This window comes from Thermoflexibacter ruber, assembly GCF_900113045.1.
Lineage (GTDB): Bacteria > Bacteroidota > Bacteroidia > Cytophagales > Thermoflexibacteraceae > Thermoflexibacter > Thermoflexibacter ruber.
Genome location: NZ_FONY01000001.1, coordinates 216,239 through 236,985 on the forward strand (window position 1 = coordinate 216,239; position 20,747 = coordinate 236,985).

Consider the following 20,747-nt stretch of genomic DNA (forward strand, 5'->3'; position numbering starts at 1 on the left):
AGACTGCAAAAGTAAGACTTAAAACAGAAAACCAATCCTTGCTTTTTAATTAAATAGAAAAATTACTAAATTGCATAGTAATAAAGTAGGGTAATCAAACTTTTAATTTTGTCATTATGATACTTACTAAAACATATACTTTGGAAGACTATGCGTTGTTCTGCGAAAGAATGAATGATTTTGGCTTGTTTGAATATGTAGATGGGCTAATCGTTCCTGTACAAAGCATGAAAGCCGTAGATGATAGCCTCATTGACTATGTGCTTAGCAAAGATTTTGAAGAAAAAGAAATAACTACTATATTTGAAATGCCTACACAAAAACACGACCGAATAGTTACCAATTTGTATGGTAATTTGTTCATAATCACAAAACGACTTGGACTAATAATTTATTCCCAAGCTACCACTGTGGCCATTCCTGAACTCAATAGAGGAAGAAATCCAGATATTATTTTGATAAGTGAAAAAGAAGAAAAACGCAATAAACTACATCAAATCCTCAATCCTTTGGCTATTTTTGAGGTACTTTCTAAGTCCACCCAAGCCAAAGACAAATCTGACAAACTCACAGAGTATCAGCAAATAGAGAGCTTACAAGCCTACATTATTATCTCCCAATTTGAAGTACAAATTAATGTTTTCCAACGCCTTGCAAAAAACAAGTGGGAGCAGGAAATTTTAAATAACTTAGAGGATACTTTTACACTAAAATTTATAAACACAGAAATTAAACTAAAAGATATTTACGAAGGCGTTGTATTTGAACAAACCAATGAAGAAACCAAAGCATAGAAAAACAGTTGCTTACCTTACTCTTGTTCATCTTCTTTTTCTTTCTTGTCAGCCCTCTTTCCAAGAAAATGTAGTTTTGTGGGAAGCCGTTTACCCTGTTACTACCGCTTACTCCTCGCCAAGAACCATAGACTTGAATAAAGACGGCATTTTAGACATCGTAGTAGGTACAGGGAGCGGTGAATGGATTTATACTGATGTGGGAGTATTAGCCCTTGACGGAAAAACAGGGAAAAGACTTTGGCATCAGCCTGCACGCAATCAGGTAGTTGGCTCTGCGATTTTTTATGATATTACAGGGGACGGAGTACCAGAAGTATTCATTGGGGGACGCTCCGCCGAACTCAAAGCTATCAATGGAGCAACAGGCGAGCTAATTTGGGAATTTCTGCAAACAGATGATGCCCACGTTCCCAAAAACTTAGGCTGGTTCAATTTTACCACTCCCCAACTCATTCCTGACCAAAATGCAGACGGATACAAAGACTTGCTCATAGCCAACGGGGGAGATGCTACACTGAGGGCGGATAATCCTAACCGACCTGTGGGCAAATTACTAATTATCAGTAGTAAAGATAAAAAAATTATTGCCCAAGCCGATATGCCAGACGGCAAAGAAACTTACCTTTCCCCTCTCATTTTTGATGTAGAAAAAGATAATCCCACTATTATTTTTGGTACAGGTGGAGAAACTATTGCTGGGCATTTGTACAAAACTACACTAAAAGACCTCTTAAATAATGATATATCAAAAGCAGAGGTACTTTTCAAAACTAATCAAAAAGGGGTGATTGCTCCACCTGTTTTAGTAGATATTACTCAAGACGGGGTATTGGACATCGTGCAAAATTTGGTAGAGGGAAAAACCATTGCGATTGACGGTAAAACCAATCAGTTGCTTTGGCAAGTAAGTCTTGAAGGCACAGAAGCCTATAATCAACCTGCTGTGGGCTTTTTCAACGAAGACGATATACCTGACTTTTTCATCAATTTTAGCATTGGCACTTGGCCCTCTTTCAAAAATATCATCAAAACAGCAGTTATTGACGGAAAAACAGGAAAATTTATTTATCAAGTAGATTTGCAAGGCAATGGCTTTTCTTTTACTTCCCCTCTTTCCATAGACCTAAATAATGACGGATTTTCAGAGGTATTGCTGACTTTTAACCAACAAAACGAAGAGAATTTACCTGTTACTAAGTTAGTTTGCATAGAGGTTAAAAATCAGCAAACTATCCCCTTGGATTTGCTCAAAGGAACGAATTGGGCATCAACGCCTTGGGTAGGAGATATGGACAATAACGGCAAGACCGACATTATTTATTTGGCAGGAGCGGTAGAAAAAGAACATGACCCAGAAAGTGCATTTTACAGTATTCCTCTCAGATTCAACATTAGACGGGTAGAACTAAGCCATTTGAAACCTGAAAATATTTTGTGGGGAAGCTACATGGGCAGGCAATACAACGGAATTTTTAAAGAAAAAAGAAAAATAAACCAATGAACTCTGATTCTTTTGACTTTGCAGAACGATTGATACAATGGTATGAGCAGAATAAACGCAACCTGCCTTGGAGAGATACCAACAATCCGTACTTCATTTGGCTTTCAGAAGTTATTTTACAGCAAACACGTGTCAATCAAGGACTTCCCTATTATTTAAAATTCATAGAAACCTTCCCTACCATCCAAGACATGGCAGATGCGAAGGAGCAGGAAGTATTAAGACTATGGCAAGGGTTGGGCTACTACTCCCGCGCTCGCAATATGCATTACAGTGCCAAAATGGTGGTAGAAAAATGGAACGGTCTGTTCCCCACTTCTTACCAAGAAATTCTCCAACTCAAAGGCGTAGGCAACTATACCGCCGCAGCTATTGCTTCTTTTGCCTTTGGGGAGGATGTCGCCGTAGTAGATGGCAATGTATTCAGGGTATTGGCGCGTATTTTTGGCATAGAGGAGGACATTAGCAGTCATAAAGGGCAAAAGATTTTTAATGAATTGGCAAATGCACTGTTGCCCAAAGGTAAAAGTGCGGTCTATAACCAAGCAATCATGGAGTTTGGGGCAGTGTATTGCAAACCCACTTCGCCTGACTGCCCTCATTGTATTTTTGCGGACAAATGCCTTGCATTTGCTCAAAAAAAGCAAGAAACCTTGCCCATAAAAATCAAAAAAATCAAAACTAAATACCGCAATTTCAATTATTTAGTTTTTGAATTTGAAAATAAGCTCATGATGAAAATGAGAAAAGAAGGTGATATTTGGCAAGGTTTGTACGACTTTACCTTGTTAGAAGAAAACGAACTCAATCATATACATTTCCCATTGATGACAAGTATCTATGAGCATTTGGGAGAGGTGGGTTTGCTGAGTATGCGAAGCGGACAAGCCTTAGACAATCAAGATGAGATGCTCAAAGCAATCACGATTCAGCGAGAATCAAAACCTTACAAGCATATCTTGACTCACCAGCAAATCTCAGCGAAGTTCATTCATTTAAAACTTCATTCACAAGAAGTTGCAAAAGTTTTAAGAGAGGAGAATAATTTGCAACTTTACACCTTAGCAGAGATAAACCACCTTCCTAAACCTATCCTGATAGTAAATTATTTGAAGGAAAATTTTTAAATATATAAGATTTACGTATATTTAACACTTGTTAAGTGGAAAGATTATTTTAATTTTGTTGGTTAAAATTTACTCAAAAAAAAGATATGGTAAACAAAGTAATTCTTTTGGGCAATTTGGGCAAAGACCCCATAGTGAGAAGGACTGAAAATGGGGTAGCGGTAGCTACTTTTTCTTTGGCAACCTCCGAACGCTACAAAGACAAGGACGGAAATCCACAGGAAAAAACAGAATGGCATAACATCGTGCTTTGGAGAGGCTTAGCCGAAGTAGCAGAAAAATATTTGCACAAAGGCGATAAGGTGTATATCGAGGGCAAACTTACTACCAGAAGCTACGAGCAGGACGGAATAAAAAAATACGTTACTGAAGTAGTAGCAGATACGATGAATATGCTTACGCCCAAAGGGGGTAGTGGAGGCAGTAGCAACATCCCTCCTCCACCTATGGAAGAACCTCCTTATGCGATTAAAACACCAGTGGGAAGTACGGTAAATGAGGAAATCCCCCCTGCTACTGAACCTGACGACTTGCCTTTTTAGTAAAAACTAAGTTTTAACACTATTTTGGACGATTTTCATATAAATATCTTAGCAGACCTACTCACCATGTCGCCCAGCGAAATGATGGTGGTATTGCCTATTGGAATCATAGTGATTATTTTACTGCTTGGTGCTTCAGGCTTTATGTCTGGCTCCGAGTTGAGTTTTTTTTCTCTGACCCCCCAACAGCTCCTCCAATGCCGCAATAGCGAAAACAAAGCCGAGAGAAATATTGCTAATCTACTAAGTAATCCAAATAAGTTATTAGCTACTATACTAATAATGAATAACTTAGTTAATGTAAGTATTGCAACTATTTCTAACTACCTCATGCTTGGAGTAATAGATGAACACGAAGGACAAGGACTGGAAATTTTTATTCTAACAATTATCATCACTGTACTTATTGTCTTTTTTGGCGAGGTGATGCCCAAAGTAATAGCAGGGCAAAAAGCTTTTATAGTAGCCCGCATTGCTGCCAGTCCTATGAACTTTCTTAACAAAGTACTTAGTCCTTTTTCATGGATTCTAATGCAAATGGGAGTGCTAATAGAAAAAATTGTTAAGAAAAAAGGCTACCAAGTATCTGTAGATGAACTGCATGAGGCATTAGAAATGACTACCAATAGCGAAGAGACTACCTCTGAAGAAAAAGAAATTCTCAAAGGAATTGTCAATTTCGGGACTATCTCCGCCAAGCAAATTATGCAAGCACGCATAGACATCAGTGCTTTTGATATAGAAATGAACTTTCACCAACTTATAGAGGCTATTAATCATACAGGTTATTCTCGCGTGCCTGTGTATAGAGAAAATTTAGACAAAATTGAGGGTATTCTTTATATCAAAGATGTCTTGCCTTACATAGAGGAAAATGAGGACTTTGATTGGCGTACACTTATTCGCAGAGATACCTATTTTATCCCTCAAAACAAAAAAATAGACGACCTCATGCGAGATTTCCAAGCAAGGCGCGTTCACATGGCAATCGTAGTAGATGAGTACGGCGGCACTCGTGGATTGATTACTTTAGAGGACATTATAGAAGAAATCATTGGCGATATCAATGATGAGTTCGACACACACGACTTAGCTTTTAATAAAGTGGATAGTTCCAACTATACCTTTGACGGCAAAACTTCTATCAATGACCTCTGCAAAATCCTTAATGTAGAACCTAACTATTTCAACGAAGTCAAAGGAGAAAGCGAATCTTTAGCGGGATTACTATTAGAACTTTCTGGTCGTATGCCTCGCGTTGGGGAGAAAAAACGCTATCGCAAATTTATTTTTACCGTCATAGCAACAGATAAAAAACGCATTAAGACGGTAAAGATTACTTTGAAAGACACAAAAGCATAAAAGTAATGCAGATTTCTTAACTTTGTGGCATGAAATACGATTACCTTACTTCCGAGTCAATTAATCAATTTATAGACAGGGCATTGCAAGAAGACGTGGGCGAAGGAGACCATTCTTCACTTTCTGCCGTCCCCGCTCATGCTGTCCGCAAGGCTCGCTTGTTGGTCAAAGAAGACTGTGTATTAGCAGGAGTAACTTTGGCAGAGCGTATTTTCAAGAGAGTAAACCCTGAATTACAGCTAAACATTGCTATTTCAGACGGAACTGAGGTAAAAAAGGGGGAAGTAGCTTTTGTAGTCGCAGGGAAAGCCCAATCCATTTTGACGGCAGAAAGATTAGTGTTAAACTGCATGCAGCGCATGAGTGCTATTGCGACCCAAACCCGAAAAGCCGTTAATGCTTTAGCTGGGACAAAAACCAAGGTCTTAGACACACGCAAAACCACACCGAACTTTCGCCTAATGGAAAAATGGGCAGTGAAAATAGGAGGGGGAGAAAACCATAGATTTGGCTTGTTCGACATGATAATGCTCAAAGACAACCACATAGACTATGCGGGAGGAGTGAGCAACGCTATCAAAGCCGCCATCGCTTACAAGGAAAAAATAGGAAAAGACCTACGCATAGAAGTAGAAACCCGCAACTTAGAAGAAGTCAGAGAAGCCATGCAAGTAGGCAGGATAGAAGTAATTATGCTGGACAATATGTCTTTGGAAATGATGAAAGAAGCTGTAAAGCTCATCGATGGCAAATACCTGACAGAGGCTTCGGGAGGTTTGCAGTTAGCAGACCTGCCAGCTGTTGCCGCTTGCGGAGTCGACTTTATTTCTATGGGTGCGCTGACTCACTCTGCCAAAGCCGTAGATTTGAGTTTGAAAGCATTTTGATAAGATTCAATAGAATGAATTGGTTGCAACAATGAAAGGTAAGGTAGCTTAATAAATCGCAATATTGTCCAATTCTGATAGCTAAATATAAACCACGAGCAATTAACTTAAAAGTGAAACAAAAATTTGCGTAATTCAGTTATAAGTGAATAAATTTGCAATAGAAATATGGTATGATGAAGGAAACATTTGTACATTCTATACCGTCAGGTGGATTACGAATGAAGACGATGCACCATCAGAAACTGACAGATTTTTTGACACCTATGCTGCATCAGGAAATCCACTCGAGGAGAAGGCATTACAATTATTCCGATTGATAACTGAAAGTATTGGTAATAGATATGGCGCAACCGACGACTTTTTTGACAGAGCAGAAAATAAGGCACAAGCATTACCACCCAAACCCAAAGGATGGGTAGAAGAAATAAAAGACTTAGGTATCAATTTTCCGCTTAGACTATTTTGTTACCGCATAAGTGAACAAATCGTTGTTCTTTTCAATGGAGGTATTAAAGATGCTGATTCAGTACAGGAAAGTAAAAATTTAAGTGTAAAGTTTTATGAAGCACAAACCTTTGTCAAAAAAATTGAAGAAGCACTGCAATTGGATATGATTGAAATATCAAGTGATGAAAGGTATTTGCAAAACTTTGATGGAACAACAGACATAATACTATAAGACAATGAGAAGCCAAACAGTAGATAGGTTGTTGAAAAACACTCCCAAAGATGTAGAAATCTTTGTAGATTGGTATGCAGACTTAGTAGTCCGCATCAATCAGCTATTGCGTGAAAATAAAATCACAAAAAAGGAATTAGCAGAAAAACTTGATAAAAAGCCATCTGAAGTTTCTAAATGGTTGAATGGAGAGCATAATTTCACACTACGTTCACTGGCAAAATTATCGGCTGAGCTTGGTGAACCATTATTAGAAGTTCCTAAGCGAAAAAACCAAGCCTCATTTATCAATGGCTATAGCCGTAGCCTACATACCTTTGTTGTCTATAAAAAAATCGCATCTGTAGAGCCATTAAAAATTATTAAGCTTCAACAGACTGATGAATTAAATCTATTGAGCAATGTTGGATAACAATCATATATTTGACCCTGAAAACATCACTATCGTTGAGTTTAAGATAGTAAAAAGTCAGGTAGAGGTACCTGAAGATTTTGACGCAGAAAAAGTAGAAGGACATTATTTAGATAATTCTTTACAATTAGGTTTTAACATCGATGAGAAACTTGTAAAAACAGATTTTACGATTGAAATAAGAACGAAAAGTAAAGGTCAAAACCCTAAAGAAGCCACTGGAAATTTTCATTTGGTTTTCATTTACCACGTTGAAAACTTACAGGAGCTGGCAAAGCTCGACACAAATAATTTGATTGAACTACACCCAGATTTAGCCAATGCTCTCTCCTCTGTAACCTATTCTACTGCACGAGGAATTCTTTTGACAAGGTTTCAAGGAACGGCACTACAAAATTTTGTATTACCTATTATCAATCCAACTAAACTTCTTTACAATAAATAAAAATGATAAAAATATTCATTATTAGTAGCTACGCAAAATTAATTTATATTATAATTATTTACGCAAATTACTAATTATCAATCACTTGCATTGGTTCGTAATTTATAACTTATAATTCATAACTACTTCAAACTTTAAAACTCATAAATTTTACAAAATGGTTATTAAAACAAAAAAATACGGACTTCCTAAAAAGCAATATATCAATATGTGCTTAAAAAGCGTACTGAAGGAATTTTGGTGGGTGTGGTTTGTGCCTTTGGCTATTATGCTTTTGCCTATTTTCATCAGTGGGGCTTTTTGGTGGTGCTTTTCTATTACCATACTGCTCGTCGTACTTTACTTGGGTTTTTGGTACATACAATTTACCGCCATTACCCAATTAGACCAGTATAAAATGCTCTTTGAGAAATTTTCTTATGAGATAGATAGCCGCCAAATACTCATGAAAATCAATACCAAAGAAGGCAGCCAGATTACTTGGGACAAAATCAAAAAAGCAGAAAAAACCAAAGATGCTTTTATTTTGACTATTTCCAGAGCGCAGTTCATTCATCTTCCTTTTGACCTATTCAAAGGCGAACTCGAGCTCAAGTTCATGGACACCCTGCTCAGACGCAAGGGTTTGATTACCACTCCTATCAAAGGAAAAGAGCAAGCAACAGAAGAAAACAAAGTGGAAGGAAAGAAATAAAGCGTTCAAAAATGGTAAGCATATATTCACAAAGTAATCCTTAATAAAAACAACAATAGATAGCTTATTTACAGACCAAACGACAGTAAAGAAAATTCAAGAAAAACTACCTAAACTTTTTCAAATAGCAGAGTTGGAAACTATGAGAGGGGGGAAAGTAGGCATGGAAGTTGGTTCTTTAAGAGAAAGAATATTGGTTGCCTTGCTCATTTATAAGTTTGGGGAACAGAATGTAAAAACAGATATTCCTATCACAGAACCAGAAGCTGATGTTTATGTGTTTGATAAACCTTTTTCTATCAAAACATTATCTAATTCATTAAATGGATTAAAATTGGTTTGGACGGTAGATGCTGAAAGTGCTGTTAAATTTAGCACGGAATATGTGCCAAGTTGTGATATGATTTTTGAACATATTTATTGGGAAAGGCAGGGAGGATTGTATTGCATTCCTAAAAGTGTACAGTTAGAGATATTTGAGCAAATGGGTAGGGCAGAATACATCAAATTACCCAAAGCAGGTACAAATCCAAGAGGAGTAGAAATGAGAGGAAAAGCACTGAAATTTTTAGTAAAACATAGCGAAACACTAAAAATATCCATAAATTGGCAAAAAGGACGCATTGAGTTTGATGCTTTTGAACGCTGGATTGAACTTTGGGACAATGAAGAATAAACAAGACCTTATTCGGAAAGCCTGCCAAGGTTTTAGTCAGGCTTTTCTGATAGAAATTATTTGGGGAAAAGAACAAGTTAATTCCTCTTATCGTTCTATGATTAGTAAACGACTAAACGGTAAAGTTGATTTTGGTATATTAGAAATAGAGAAATTAGAGCGTTTTTTTCAACAGAAGAAAGAAGAGTTTGAGCAAATTTTAAATAGCTAAATTTTCTAAAAGAAATATTTGTTTCTTTTAGAAACATTTTCTTGTTTTGTAAAACAAACTAAAATTTATTTTTATGAAGAAAGTAGAATTTTGCTCTATGAATCTAAAAACCAAATTAAAGGTTAATTTTAAGATTAATGATACTGAACTGTGGGAAGTTCTGTATGTATTTCATCAATGGTATCATAAACCCAAAAAAAGTTTTCAGCAAATGCTTTCTGAAAACGAAATCATTAGTAAAAATACCTCAGAGAAAAGTATTGATTTTATATGTGGAATAGTACAGGACATGATTGATAGCTTTTATAAACCTTCAAAGAAAAGAAGTTTGCTTAGTAGCAAAGTTTTTACGAACAAAAGAATCTACATTCGGTATTCTTATCAATTAAGACAGGTGATTACACTAAGTTTAAACTAATGAAAAATCATAATGGTTCATCAACAAGTAGTTTTGGTACAGGTTCGCGGATTAATCATAATTCAGAACAGTTTTATAAATCAAAATTATATATAGAAGTAAGTCCAACTATTAAACTCTCTACAGAGGAGAATCTATTACCAAAAATATACGAAAATAAAATCATTTTGGGTAACGCTGAGAATATGCAGGAATTACCTGACAACTGTATTCATTTAATGATAAGCTCTCCGCCCTATAACGTTACCAAAGAATATGATGAAGATTTATCTTTATCAGAATATTTAGAAATGCTATATAAAGTATTCAAAGAAACATACAGAGTATTAATAAATGGAGGGCGTGCTTGTATCAATGTAGCTAACTTGGGAAGGAAACCTTATATTCCCTTATCTGACCATATTTCACAAATGATGATAAAAATGGGGTTCAATATGCGTGGCGAAATTATTTGGCAGAAGGGGGCAGGGGCAGGAGTCTCGATGGCGTGGGGCAGTTGGATGTCTGCTTCTAATCCTGTTTTGCGAGATACACACGAATATATTTTAATATTTTCCAAAGGCGATTACAAAAGGGATAGCAAAGATAAGAAAAGCACCATTGCCAAAGAGCAATTTATGGAATGGACAAAATCTGTTTGGACAATGAACCCTGAAAGCGCAAAAAAGATAGGACACCCTGCACCTTTTCCTGAAGAATTGCCTCATAGATTGATACAGCTATTATCATTCGAGAATGATGTTATCTTAGACCCCTTTATGGGCAGTGGTACGAGTGCAGTATCAGCCCTCAAAAATAACCGTAAATTTGTAGGTTATGAAATATCAGAGGAATACGTCAAGTTGGCAGAAAATAGAATACTACCGTATCTAAACCAAACAAAATTAGAATTTTCAGAAGAAGAAAATAAGTAAAGCCTTGCAGACGATACGAGATGTTGGAAGGGTTTAGAAGAAGATAAGTAGATAAAATTTTTCCTCTCGCTTATGACGAGAGGAAAATAAAAAAATTACTTTTTGTATTTCTTGTTGAACTTTTCTACTCTACCTGCCGCCGCTACATAGTTAGCCTTGCTACCTGTATAAAATGGGTGTGAAGCAGAGCTTACTTCTACTTTCACCAATGGATAGGTCTTACCGTCTTCTAAGGTAATAGTGTCCTTAGTTTCTACGGTAGAGCGAGTAATAAAGCTAAAATTACTTGATGTATCTAAGAATACGACCTCTCTGTAATTTGGATGAATATCTTTTTTCATGACTATGAGAATTTGTTACCCCTTGAAACTTTTAAATCAGGGTGCAAAATTAGTCTTTTCTGCCTACATATCAAATTTATTAGCAAAAGTTTTTTGTTTTGCCTATAATTTTAGTGCATTTTTGAAAAATAATTATCTTACTTTTGCCTAATATGCTGATAGCATACAATCTGAATAAATTAATTTGATATGAAAACTACTTACGGGCTACCTAAGAAAAGAGAGGAAGTTATCCAAGAATTGCAAACAGCCTTTGCTAATCAAAATCTTGATGATGCAGAGTATGAAAGCCGCTTGAATGAGGCTCTTGCCGCCAAATCTATCGAGGATTTAGAAGTGATAGTATTTGATTTCCCTTTGGAAGTCAAGCATAAGCTATTTCCCAAAGAGTTAGCTCCTGCTCCTTCGCAGGAAGTAACGTCTTCCAGCTCTTCCTTGCCGAGTTCCTCTTTGCAAAGCATCAATAGCTACAGGGTTATATTGGGAGATGATAAGCGTCAAATCGCATTGTTAGATGCCTCTACCCAACATTTCATTACTATTCTGGGAAATCAAAAAATAGACCTCCGAAAAAGCGTCTTACAGGGTAATCACCTAAAAATCAATGTAGAGAATTTGCTTGGTAGTACCATCATAGACCTAAGAAATGAAAATTTAGAAGGTAAGCACATAGATATTTGGGTAGGAGGAATGTTAGGGGACATCAAAATATTTATTCCCAAAGGCGGTTCTATCCAGCGAGAAGCCCAAATGTTTGCAGGAAATTTTACTGTCAAAGATAAGCGAAAAAACTGGCTGAGTATGCTTACAGGTAACAATCAGGAAGAAAAACCACTCACTTCATTCACTTTGACTATTCGCGGTAGCTATTGGCTTGGCAATGTGGAGATTGCTTACTAATGTATTTGCAATCAGTTTAACGCTGCCCTTATTATCTTAATTGATGGCTCTCAAAAACTACCTATTCACTAATTTGAAACACAGATTTTACGGGTTAGACAGTTTTTTACAACTTAGGTTTGTCGTTTATCTGTATCATCTAGTATAATTTGTGTTCTTTTCTGGAGAATCCCATCCTCTATACATTCAGTTTCTCCTTATCTAAAAAGAATAATTACTTCAAAAAAATGCCATTTTGGTCGTAAAAATTAGATTTTTTTGAAAAAATCATTATTTTTTTGATAAAAATTTGAAAATAATACAACTTTTTCTCAAATTTGACTAAAATTTTTAATCAAACATACAAAAACCTCAAAAATATGGCTAAACTACGATTTATTGCCTTAGAGCAAGCACAAAAACGAACACCCGTTACTGTTACACCTCCCTCAAAAAAAGTATCAGACTATTATGGTATGAATGTATTTGGCGAGGAGGCTATGAAAGCGAACCTTTCGGCGGATACCTTCAAAAAACTCAAAGACGCAATAGAAAAAGGAGACTCTATTGATGACAACGTAGCCGATGCAGTAGCTTCTGCGATGAAGGTTTGGGCGATTGAAAAAGGAGCAACACACTTTACACACTGGTTCCAGCCCCTTTCTGGCGTAACCGCAGAAAAACACGATGCTTTTTTTGATGTAGCAGGGTCAGGTAAAGTCATTGAAAAATTCAAAGGTAGTGCCTTAGTTCGTCAAGAACCCGATGCCTCTTCCTTCCCAAGTGGTGGCATCAGAAATACTTTTGAAGCAAGAGGTTATACTGCTTGGGACCCTACCTCTCCTGCTTTTATCATAGACTTAGGCGCAACAAAAACACTTTGTATCCCTACTGTTTTTGTTTCCTACACTGGCGAAGCCCTCGACAACAAAGCACCCTTGCTCAAAGCCCTATCCTTTATTGATAGAGCAGCAACCGCAGTCATTAAAGAATATTTTGACAAAGATGTAACTAAGGTAATCGCTACGCTTGGTATAGAACAAGAATATTTTTTGGTGGATAGAGCCTTGTACAATGCAAGACCTGACTTAGTACTTGCAGGACGTACCCTTTTCGGACACTCTCCCGCCAAAGGGCAACAGCTCGAAGACCACTATTTTGGCTCTATTCCTGTAAGAGTAAGGGATTTCATGGCAGATTTCGAGATTGAGGCTTTAAAGTTAGGTATCCCATTGAGAACGCGCCACAATGAAGTTGCCCCAAGTCAATTCGAGTGCGCCCCTACTTTCGAGGAGGTAAATTTAGCCAATGACCACAACCAACTTATCATGGACATCATGGACAAGGTCGCTGAGCGTCATGGTTTAAAAGCCTTATTGCACGAAAAACCCTTTGCAGGCATCAATGGTAGCGGGAAACATAATAACTGGGCATTAGCAACCAATACAGGGGTAAATCTTTTCGCTCCAAGTAGCAAAGCAAAAGAAAACCTCCAATTCTTAGTGTTCTTTGTCAATACTATCAAAGCTGTTTATGAAAATGCAGACCTTTTGCGGGCAAGCATTGCCTCAGCAGGTAACGACTTCCGCTTAGGTGCAAATGAAGCACCTCCTGCCATTATGTCTGTGTTCATTGGCAAGCAAATGACAGAAGTGTTAGACGAGTTAGAACACAACGGCAATATCAAGATAGACAAAGGCGACAATATGTATATGAAGTTAGGTATTGACAAGATTCCCCCCATTTTGTTAGATAATACTGACCGTAACCGTACTTCTCCTTTTGCTTTTACAGGAAATAAGTTCGAGTTCAGAGCCGTAGGCTCTTCGGCAAACTGTGCTATCCCAATGACAGTATTGAATACCATTGTTGCTGACCAATTAGTACAATTCAAGAAAGAAGTAGATGCTAAAATTGCCAAAGACGTGAAGAAAGAATTGGCAATCGTAGAGGTACTTAGGGATTATATCAAGTCTTCTAAGAAAATCCGCTTCGAGGGCAACGGTTACAGCGAAGAATGGGTAAAAGAAGCTGAAAAACGCAAACTTTCCAATATCAAGACTACCCCTCATGCCTTGCAGGCTTATTTAAGCAAAAGTGCCAAAAAAGTGCTGGTAGATAACGGCATAGTAAGCGAAAGAGAACTCCATGCAAGAGTAGAAATCATGCACGACCAATATACGCTCAAAACTCAGATAGAATCTCGTGCTTTGGGTAACTTTGCCATGAATCAAATTATTCCTGCGGCGGTAGCTTATCAGAATAAACTGATTAACAATGCGGAAGGTTTACAAGACATTGGCTTAGAAGAAGAAGCTAAGTACTTCATAGATGTCATCAAGACTATTTCGCACCATATCTTGACTATCAAGAAAAATGTAGATGATATGGTAGAAGCCCGCAAAGCCGCCAATGAATTGGAAGGACATGAAAAATCAGTGGCTTACTGCGAAAAAGTAAAACCTTTCTTTGAGGTAATTCGCTACCACACTGATAAGTTAGAACTCATTGTAGATAATGACGAATGGCCTTTAGTGAAATACAGAGAGTTACTTTTTGTAAAGTAATCTAAGCCCTTATAGTCAAAGAAGCCTATCTAAACCCCTAAGGATTTTGAAAATTCTTAGGGGTTAATAATGTATGTGCCTCTCTTGTTGATAAGCCAGTATTGTTTTTAGCCTGCCGAAGCGTAAGAAGGTCATTGATACTTGTTTTTATAGGAAGTTTCAAGATTTTAAGGAAAAGGTCTGTGAGTTTTTTACTCATATTGCCCAGTATAAGCAGGAATTAGACAGGCTAATTTCTTGGAATTTTAAAACCAAAACCAATTTTTATTGAGTATAAATGGATAAAGACATTTGATTACAAAAATGGCAATGGGAACGGATTAGGGTATATAGAAAATCCAACCCCCAATTTTCAAAATAATAAGTTTTTGAATATCAGTACAAAAAAGGAACAAGACATAACAATTATTACTGTTTTAGTGAGCATAATATTTTTCAAGGTTGCCTCTATTTTGCCATTCGGCACTGCATAGAAGCCACATGGCTCAACGACCGCGACCAATTTTTATATCCTAACGACGGCTGACAACAAGACACCGAATTTCAAAATGATTGCTTGGCTTTTACCCTTTTTCATAGTCAGAACAGAATTTCTTGCAAAGAAGGGACAGACCATTGGATACCCTTCACAGAAGCAGAAGTCAATGCGCGCGAGCGGTTTGATAGCAATTTTATGGTCAAGTTCATTCAGGGAAAGTTAAAGCCTAACGGCAACGGCACTTTGTATGAACCTACCAAAGTGCGCACTGCACCACTCACTTTTTCAGATGAAGCCCAAACCGTTTTTGAGGCTGGGCGAGCATTGTGGAAATACTATCACAGCAAGCCTAATATAAAAGTGAACGCTTCGCTGTATGATATTAAGGAGTATTTTCAGGGCAGAAATGAAAAAGGCAAGATGAATAACAGAAGCCAAGATGAAACTTACAACAAACTCATAGCCGATTTGAGAGATAAATTAGATAGCCTTGCCCAAAAAATATAACCCAAAGTATAGGAATACGGCTTTTTGAGAAAATGACACAATAAAGTTCCGCCAAATTTCATTCTTGCTCTATTTTAAGATAATAACCATAGCCGATACGCGTATGGATAAGTTTAGGCTCAAAGCCCTTATCTATCTTGTTCCGCAAAAAGCTGATATAGACTTCTATGGTATTGGTGCCTGTTTCGAAGTTGATGTCCCAGACCTGCTCGGCAATAGTTTGCTTAGAAAGGACACGCCCTTTTGCCAAAGCCAAAAGTTCTAAAAGTTTATATTCTTTCAGAGTTAAGTTAATGGTCTGTCCTGCCCTACTGACGTGCATTTGAGTTAAGTTGATTTCCAAATCTGCAATCTTGATAATTTCATCTTGGGCGAGGTCGTTTTTAGAACGCCTAAGCAAAGATTTGATGCGGGCAAGCAACTCATCAAAGTGAAAAGGTTTTACTAAGTAATCGTCAGCTCCAAAATTAAAAGCCTCCACTTTGTCCTGTACCGCTCCGTAAGCTGTCAGCATTAAAATAGGAGTTGTTTTATCTTCTGCTCTAATTCTTTTGCAAACTTCTAATCCATTGACGGAGGGTACATTAATGTCTAAAAGAAATATATCATAGTGAAATTTTGCTCTTTCTCGTAAAAAAACTTCGCCATTGTGCATGACTTCGCAGTGAAAGTGCTGATTTTCTAAGAATTGCTTAATCTGAGCCGCCATGACTAAATCATCTTCCAACAAAAGAATAGAAACCATACGCCATTATTTAAAAAAACAAGCTATTTTTGCATTTGTAATAAATATCTATTTTTCACGAAATATAGGCAAAATAAGTTTTAAACTATTGCGCTTAGTAAGTAGTTTACCTGATATTATCAAATATCATAAGCTAATGCAAGAAATAAATAAGGAAAATCAGGAAGTTCGCCCAATAGACATAGAGCAAATAGACTTGGAAAAACTCAGAGAAAAAGTTACAGAAGAACCAAGTATGCTTCCGTATGCTCATACAGTTGGCGGGGCAGTCATCAAACCTGAAGACCAAGGAAAAATCAAGGCAAATGCTTTGGAAGCCATGTATCAGCAAACTGATATGCAAATGGAGCAGATTTATAAGCAGATGCAACTTTTGGCAGAGCAAGCTAAAAATATAAACACGCGCAAAACCATTTCAGAGCGAATCTATCAGGCAGAGATTCGCTTTGAGCCTTTGATAGGACGCACCTACTATCTTTATGAACGACATGGTAAAAGTGATGTACTTTCACTCATAGCCCCTAACGAGTGGGGAAAGAGCAAAAAATATGATAAGTGTATTGCCGCTATTCGCTTGTTAGCAGACCATACTTGGGAAATATTAGACATGCCATAGAGTTTTGAACGAGTCAGGTAAGTATTTTTATTGTGTATAGTATATTTTTTTTCAAAAAAAAGCCTTAAATTACATCATTTTCCTAAATAATGACGTTCTTAGCATTGAAATACGATGCCCTTTATTTTTGATTTCTACATGAAGTTATACCTATGAGAATACATACTTCGACAACTAACGTACTGACCATACACTTTGGAAGCTATATGCCTCACGTTTGGTTTATTGTGGGCTTTTCTTTAAGCGTATTAGAAGCGACTTTGTTGTTTTTCAATACAGTAGGGTCTTTGCAGTTTCTTATCATTTTACTTTCTATCTCTGTAACCTTGATTATTACTGTACTCTTAGCAAGTATGAACGAGCATTTTAAAATGTTCTTAGACAAAGAAAAACAAATGCTTATCATCGCCCAACGCAAATCACAAGTAGTCATTCCCTACGATAACTTCAAAGCTATTTGGATAAATAGAGTAAGCAACCCTAACTTAGAAGGAGAAACCCTCATACAAGTAAACATACTCAGACACAAGGCATCTTCCTTAGAGATTTATCATGGAAAAAGTTATAATGAACTCAAATCCAATATAGAAACGCTCATTACTTTTCTTCCCTTGCCTATTTATGTTACAAGTATAGATGACGCTCAAAAAGAGCCTTTCTTAGGGCAGTTTGCGTCCATCAAGAATGTTTTTTTAGATATATCACCAGAGGTAAAACTCAAAGTTACCATTCCAGAAAAACAGTACAGCCCTATGCGAATCTCTAACCGCAGAGTGCATAATATCAGCATATTTGCCAATGACCAAGCTATTTGGTTGGAATGGAATGTACTAAAATGGAGTTCCATCATTGCCATTTTGCTAAGCATATTTGTTTGTATCACTTTCATTTACGCCTCTATCAAATTTTTTGCTCGCACAAGTCTATTAGGCTATATTCCTGTAATGATTGGGATAGCATTGTTGTGCTTTGCTATTTATTCGCTCCTTTATTACTATTTGAGTCGACAGGTGATTTTTATAGACTCTGAAAAAATGATTTATAGGAAAACTCTTTTCTCTTCCCAAGAAGAAGTCATAATCCCTATCAAAGAAATTAAGCGTTCACAAGGAAATCTGATTAATCAATATAAGCCCTTGCATATCAAGATGGAATCTTCGCTCCAGATTCCTGAATACCAAAACTCCGCAGGAGAACTTTTCTACACGGCTAATCCCTTTTCTTGGGAACACAAGGAAATAGACCTCCAAGCCCTCTCTATTGCAGAGCGTTTCCTGTTAGAAGATGTCGTTTTAGAAATGGTAGAAAGCAATGCCAAAGACCAAGCTGAATTAGACGCTTCTAACGAAGACGAACAGGAAGAAATCACCTTTATTAAAAAGCAAGGGTAAGTGCAAACAAGAGCAATCAAGCAGATTAGAACGGGCTATATATCAGACATAAATATTTTATAAAACTTATCAAAATATTTTAAATAAATATTGATTTTTAATTTAATATTTATTTACTTTGTAGCGAAGTAAAAAGGGGATTACCTAAATAAAAAGGGGTTAATCCTAACAGGGTTAAATTCGGGAAGGCGATATACCAGAAGGGTCTATACGCTCCAAAGTATATTAGATTTTGCTGTCTGATGTACAGTTGAAGTTTCTAAGTCTTATTAAGGCTTAGAAACTTTTTTTATTATATTTGCCATATCAATTTTTCAATCCTTTATCATTCATGGCAGAATCAATTTATATTGACCACTCTTTGACTAAAAAAGAAAAATATGAGGATTTATTACCTCAAATTCAGGCACTCATAGAAGGAGAAACCGACCTCATTGCCAACCTTGCTAATGTCTGTGCGGCACTCAAATATGGCATGGATTTTTTCTGGGTAGGCTTCTACTTGGTGAAAGGCCAGCAACTTGTCTTAGGACCTTTCCAAGGGACTGTCGCCTGCACACGCATAGATTTTGACAAGGGAGTATGCGGTGCTTGTTACCAACAAAAGGAAACTATTATAGTTCCTGACGTAGAGGCTTTCCCCGGACATATTGCCTGTAGCTCCTTATCTCGCTCTGAGATAGTTGTCCCTATTGTCAAAGATAATCAAGTGATTATGGTTTTGGACGTAGATAGTACTCAACTCAATGATTATGATGCAATAGATAAAACCTATCTGGAAAAAATTGCAAGCATAATAGAGGAAAAAATAATACAGTTTTAAGAAATATTTGTATAAATTTTATACGATATTTGAGCAATATTGCTGAGTGAATACTTAAACAAAAGTAATATTTTTGCCTAAAAATTGTTAATTTTTTATTTGTAAGTTTCTTGTTATTAATAAGTTAGTAGTTTTTCTTATAGTATTTACTCATTTTAAGTATGCTTTTTGCTAAACTTAATTTGGTGCAAATATTGCCTTTTTACATTCTTGACTCTATGTTATATCTCAATAAATCTTTTTTTATGAAATCCACAAAAATTTACCTTTCTATCTTTTTTATACTCATAGGTATAGGGAGTGCTTTTGCCCAAGATGGCGTAGATAAATATGTGCAAGCTGATAGAGCGCGTAAAGCAAAAAAATATGACATTGCTCTCCAACTCTATCAAGACGCTATCAAATTAGAACCTACCGCTTCAAGGTATTACTATGATATGGGTTTATGCTACAGGGCAATGGGAGATATAGACAATGCTATCAAATCTTTTGAAAAAGCGGCAAGCCTCAAGACTGACTATGCAGAAGCCTATAAAACCTTAGCTGTTATTTATGAAAAAGCCAAAAAAGATTACATGCAGGCAGCGTATTATTATAAAAAAGCAGCTGAGTATGATACAGACCCCAAAACCAAGTTAGAAAGCATTAACAGAGTCATTGCTATTATGAATGCTAACCAGAAATTTGATTCTATCCCTGCCCTTTTGGAACAAGCTAAGAAGTTAGACCCTACCAATGGCGATATTATGTACATGGAAATCAGAAATTTAAACAAATTAGGTCAGTATGAGGCAGCCATAGAAAAGTCAAAATTTATGCTTGCTAATTTCGCCAAGTACAAAGGTCGTAATGAAGCTGGGCAAATGGCTACTTTGAAACCACCAAGAGATTTAGATAGATTTAACTATGAAATAGGTTATGCTTATAACAAACAAGCAAAATTTGATAGCTCCCTGATTTTCTTGAAAAAGGCAGATTTTGGCAAGTTCAAAAAGAGAGTATCTGTCTTGTTGCCAAGATACCAATATGAGATTGCGCTTGCCTATTTTGATATTTTTAACTATGATAAAGCCCAGGAAGCTATCAATAGAGCATTGGCAATGGATTCTAAATACAAAGAGCCTCAAGAGTTAGCGATTAGAATTACAGGAATGAAGGCGTCCGTAAAGGGAAAGCAACAGGGGATTAAACTTTTAGAAGACTCTGTAAAAATAAATAAAGATGAAAAGAAGAGAGCAGACGTGTATTGCCGCTTGTGCAAATTACAATTTGAAACATTTGATTTTGAAGGTGCTGCCCTCTCTGCCAATGAATGTTTGAAGTTTTTCCCTGAAAGATTACAAGTTACTTTGTGGAAGGCAATCGCACAGTATAGGACGGGTAAGTTCAATGAGGCTGCGGCTGATTTACAAAATGTTACTGAGTCAGAAGACCTTAATGCTGACTTGAAAGCACGTTTTGCTTTTGCCTTAGGTATTATTATGAAAGAAGCCGCCAAATCTCCACAAGGCGACCCCGCTTCACAGAACTTTTTTGCTATGGAAAACTTCAAAATTGCCTTGAAAAGTAATAGGTATATGCACGCCGCTCGCTTAGAAATGGAAGGAGTACCCGGCTTTGACAAAATCCTTGCCGAGGAAGAATTGCAAGAGATGGGCGGTGGGGCTATGATGGAGGAATAAGACATTTAAAATATAGCATTATCAAATGACAGTCTTTACAGGGGGCTGTC

Annotated in this window: 22 protein-coding genes; 20 read left to right on the forward strand and 2 right to left on the reverse strand. The window is 36.8% G+C overall.

Going from position 1 to position 20,747, the window contains the following annotated elements; all coding sequences use genetic code 11:
• The first annotated feature begins 116 nt into the window (after nucleotides 1-116).
• The 13 genes from BM141_RS00795 to BM141_RS00860 all read left to right on the forward strand — a co-directional run bounded on the left by BM141_RS00795 (nucleotide 117) and on the right by BM141_RS00860 (nucleotide 10,668).
• Nucleotides 117-794, forward strand: coding sequence for a Uma2 family endonuclease (locus tag BM141_RS00795; protein ID WP_091538391.1), 678 nt, complete (start codon nucleotides 117-119; stop codon nucleotides 792-794).
• The gene (locus tag BM141_RS00800) at nucleotides 775-2,298 is read left to right on the forward strand and encodes an outer membrane protein assembly factor BamB family protein (protein ID WP_091538393.1); all 1,524 of its coding nucleotides are present in this window, start codon (nucleotides 775-777) and stop codon (nucleotides 2,296-2,298) included. The genes BM141_RS00795 and BM141_RS00800 overlap by 20 nt, the downstream gene beginning before the upstream one ends.
• Entirely contained in the window at nucleotides 2,295-3,425 is a 1,131-nt protein-coding gene (gene mutY / locus BM141_RS00805) for an A/G-specific adenine glycosylase (RefSeq protein ID WP_091538395.1), read from the forward strand. The genes BM141_RS00800 and mutY overlap by 4 nt, the downstream gene beginning before the upstream one ends.
• An 86-nt stretch (nucleotides 3,426-3,511) precedes the next feature.
• Complete coding sequence (locus tag BM141_RS00810) at nucleotides 3,512-3,967, forward strand: single-stranded DNA-binding protein (RefSeq protein ID WP_091538397.1); 456 nt, start codon at nucleotides 3,512-3,514, stop codon at nucleotides 3,965-3,967.
• Between the two features lie 24 nt (nucleotides 3,968-3,991).
• Nucleotides 3,992-5,329, forward strand: coding sequence for a gliding motility-associated protein GldE (gene gldE, locus BM141_RS00815; RefSeq protein ID WP_143090735.1), 1,338 nt, complete (start codon nucleotides 3,992-3,994; stop codon nucleotides 5,327-5,329).
• A 29-nt stretch (nucleotides 5,330-5,358) separates the two neighbouring features.
• Nucleotides 5,359-6,216, forward strand: coding sequence for a carboxylating nicotinate-nucleotide diphosphorylase (gene nadC, locus BM141_RS00820; RefSeq protein ID WP_091538401.1), 858 nt, complete (start codon nucleotides 5,359-5,361; stop codon nucleotides 6,214-6,216).
• 145 nt (nucleotides 6,217-6,361) lie between these two features.
• Nucleotides 6,362-6,898 carry a hypothetical protein gene (locus tag BM141_RS00825; RefSeq protein WP_091538403.1) on the forward strand — a complete coding sequence of 179 codons (537 nt, stop codon included), beginning with the start codon at nucleotides 6,362-6,364 and terminating at the stop codon, nucleotides 6,896-6,898.
• Nucleotides 6,899-6,902: 4 nt separating this feature from the next.
• Nucleotides 6,903-7,310: a helix-turn-helix domain-containing protein gene (locus tag BM141_RS00830; protein ID WP_091538405.1), complete on the forward strand. Its 408-nt coding sequence runs from the start codon at nucleotides 6,903-6,905 to the stop codon at nucleotides 7,308-7,310.
• Complete coding sequence (locus BM141_RS00835) at nucleotides 7,300-7,755, forward strand: hypothetical protein (RefSeq protein WP_091538407.1); 456 nt, start codon at nucleotides 7,300-7,302, stop codon at nucleotides 7,753-7,755. The genes BM141_RS00830 and BM141_RS00835 overlap by 11 nt, the downstream gene beginning before the upstream one ends.
• Before the next feature lie 157 nt (nucleotides 7,756-7,912).
• Entirely contained in the window at nucleotides 7,913-8,449 is a 537-nt protein-coding gene (locus BM141_RS00840) for a YcxB family protein (RefSeq protein WP_143090736.1), read from the forward strand.
• 55 nt (nucleotides 8,450-8,504) lie between these two features.
• The gene (locus tag BM141_RS00845; RefSeq protein ID WP_091538408.1) at nucleotides 8,505-9,125 is read left to right on the forward strand and encodes a ThaI family type II restriction endonuclease; all 621 of its coding nucleotides are present in this window, start codon (nucleotides 8,505-8,507) and stop codon (nucleotides 9,123-9,125) included.
• Complete coding sequence (locus BM141_RS00850) at nucleotides 9,115-9,336, forward strand: hypothetical protein (RefSeq protein ID WP_091538410.1); 222 nt, start codon at nucleotides 9,115-9,117, stop codon at nucleotides 9,334-9,336. The genes BM141_RS00845 and BM141_RS00850 overlap by 11 nt, the downstream gene beginning before the upstream one ends.
• Before the next feature lie 417 nt (nucleotides 9,337-9,753).
• Nucleotides 9,754-10,668, forward strand: a complete 915-nt coding sequence (locus BM141_RS00860) for a DNA-methyltransferase (protein WP_091538413.1) — start codon at nucleotides 9,754-9,756, stop codon at nucleotides 10,666-10,668.
• A gap of 95 nt (nucleotides 10,669-10,763) precedes the next feature.
• On the opposite strand, the gene BM141_RS00865 is transcribed toward BM141_RS00860, so the two are convergent.
• Nucleotides 10,764-11,009, reverse strand: coding sequence for a type B 50S ribosomal protein L31 (locus BM141_RS00865; protein ID WP_091538414.1), 246 nt, complete (start codon nucleotides 11,007-11,009; stop codon nucleotides 10,764-10,766).
• A 189-nt stretch (nucleotides 11,010-11,198) separates the two neighbouring features.
• On the opposite strand from BM141_RS00865, the gene BM141_RS00870 reads away from it, so the two are divergent.
• The 3 genes from BM141_RS00870 to BM141_RS00880 all read left to right on the forward strand — a co-directional run bounded on the left by BM141_RS00870 (nucleotide 11,199) and on the right by BM141_RS00880 (nucleotide 15,440).
• Entirely contained in the window at nucleotides 11,199-11,909 is a 711-nt protein-coding gene (locus tag BM141_RS00870) for a DUF1707 SHOCT-like domain-containing protein (RefSeq protein ID WP_091538416.1), read from the forward strand.
• 359 nt (nucleotides 11,910-12,268) lie between these two features.
• Nucleotides 12,269-14,455, forward strand: coding sequence for a glutamine synthetase III family protein (locus BM141_RS00875; RefSeq protein ID WP_091538557.1), 2,187 nt, complete (start codon nucleotides 12,269-12,271; stop codon nucleotides 14,453-14,455).
• Nucleotides 14,456-15,011: 556 nt separating this feature from the next.
• Nucleotides 15,012-15,440 (forward strand): hypothetical protein, encoded by a 429-nt coding sequence (locus tag BM141_RS00880; protein ID WP_091538418.1) that lies wholly within the window; start codon nucleotides 15,012-15,014, stop codon nucleotides 15,438-15,440.
• 58 nt (nucleotides 15,441-15,498) lie between these two features.
• On the opposite strand, the gene BM141_RS00885 is transcribed toward BM141_RS00880, so the two are convergent.
• Complete coding sequence (locus tag BM141_RS00885) at nucleotides 15,499-16,185, reverse strand: response regulator transcription factor (protein ID WP_091538420.1); 687 nt, start codon at nucleotides 16,183-16,185, stop codon at nucleotides 15,499-15,501.
• Nucleotides 16,186-16,321: 136 nt separating this feature from the next.
• Here BM141_RS00885 and BM141_RS00890 point away from each other — a divergent pair, with 136 nt between their 5' ends.
• The 4 genes from BM141_RS00890 (at nucleotide 16,322) to BM141_RS00905 (ending at nucleotide 20,697) form a co-directional block, all read left to right on the forward strand.
• Nucleotides 16,322-16,801, forward strand: coding sequence for a DUF2452 domain-containing protein (locus BM141_RS00890; protein WP_091538560.1), 480 nt, complete (start codon nucleotides 16,322-16,324; stop codon nucleotides 16,799-16,801).
• 152 nt (nucleotides 16,802-16,953) lie between these two features.
• Nucleotides 16,954-18,192: a hypothetical protein gene (locus BM141_RS00895; protein WP_143090737.1), complete on the forward strand. Its 1,239-nt coding sequence runs from the start codon at nucleotides 16,954-16,956 to the stop codon at nucleotides 18,190-18,192.
• Between the two features lie 331 nt (nucleotides 18,193-18,523).
• Nucleotides 18,524-19,015 (forward strand): GAF domain-containing protein, encoded by a 492-nt coding sequence (locus BM141_RS00900; RefSeq protein ID WP_091538424.1) that lies wholly within the window; start codon nucleotides 18,524-18,526, stop codon nucleotides 19,013-19,015.
• Between the two features lie 245 nt (nucleotides 19,016-19,260).
• Nucleotides 19,261-20,697 (forward strand): tetratricopeptide repeat protein, encoded by a 1,437-nt coding sequence (locus tag BM141_RS00905; RefSeq protein ID WP_177217221.1) that lies wholly within the window; start codon nucleotides 19,261-19,263, stop codon nucleotides 20,695-20,697.
• The last annotated feature ends 50 nt before the right edge of the window (nucleotides 20,698-20,747 follow it).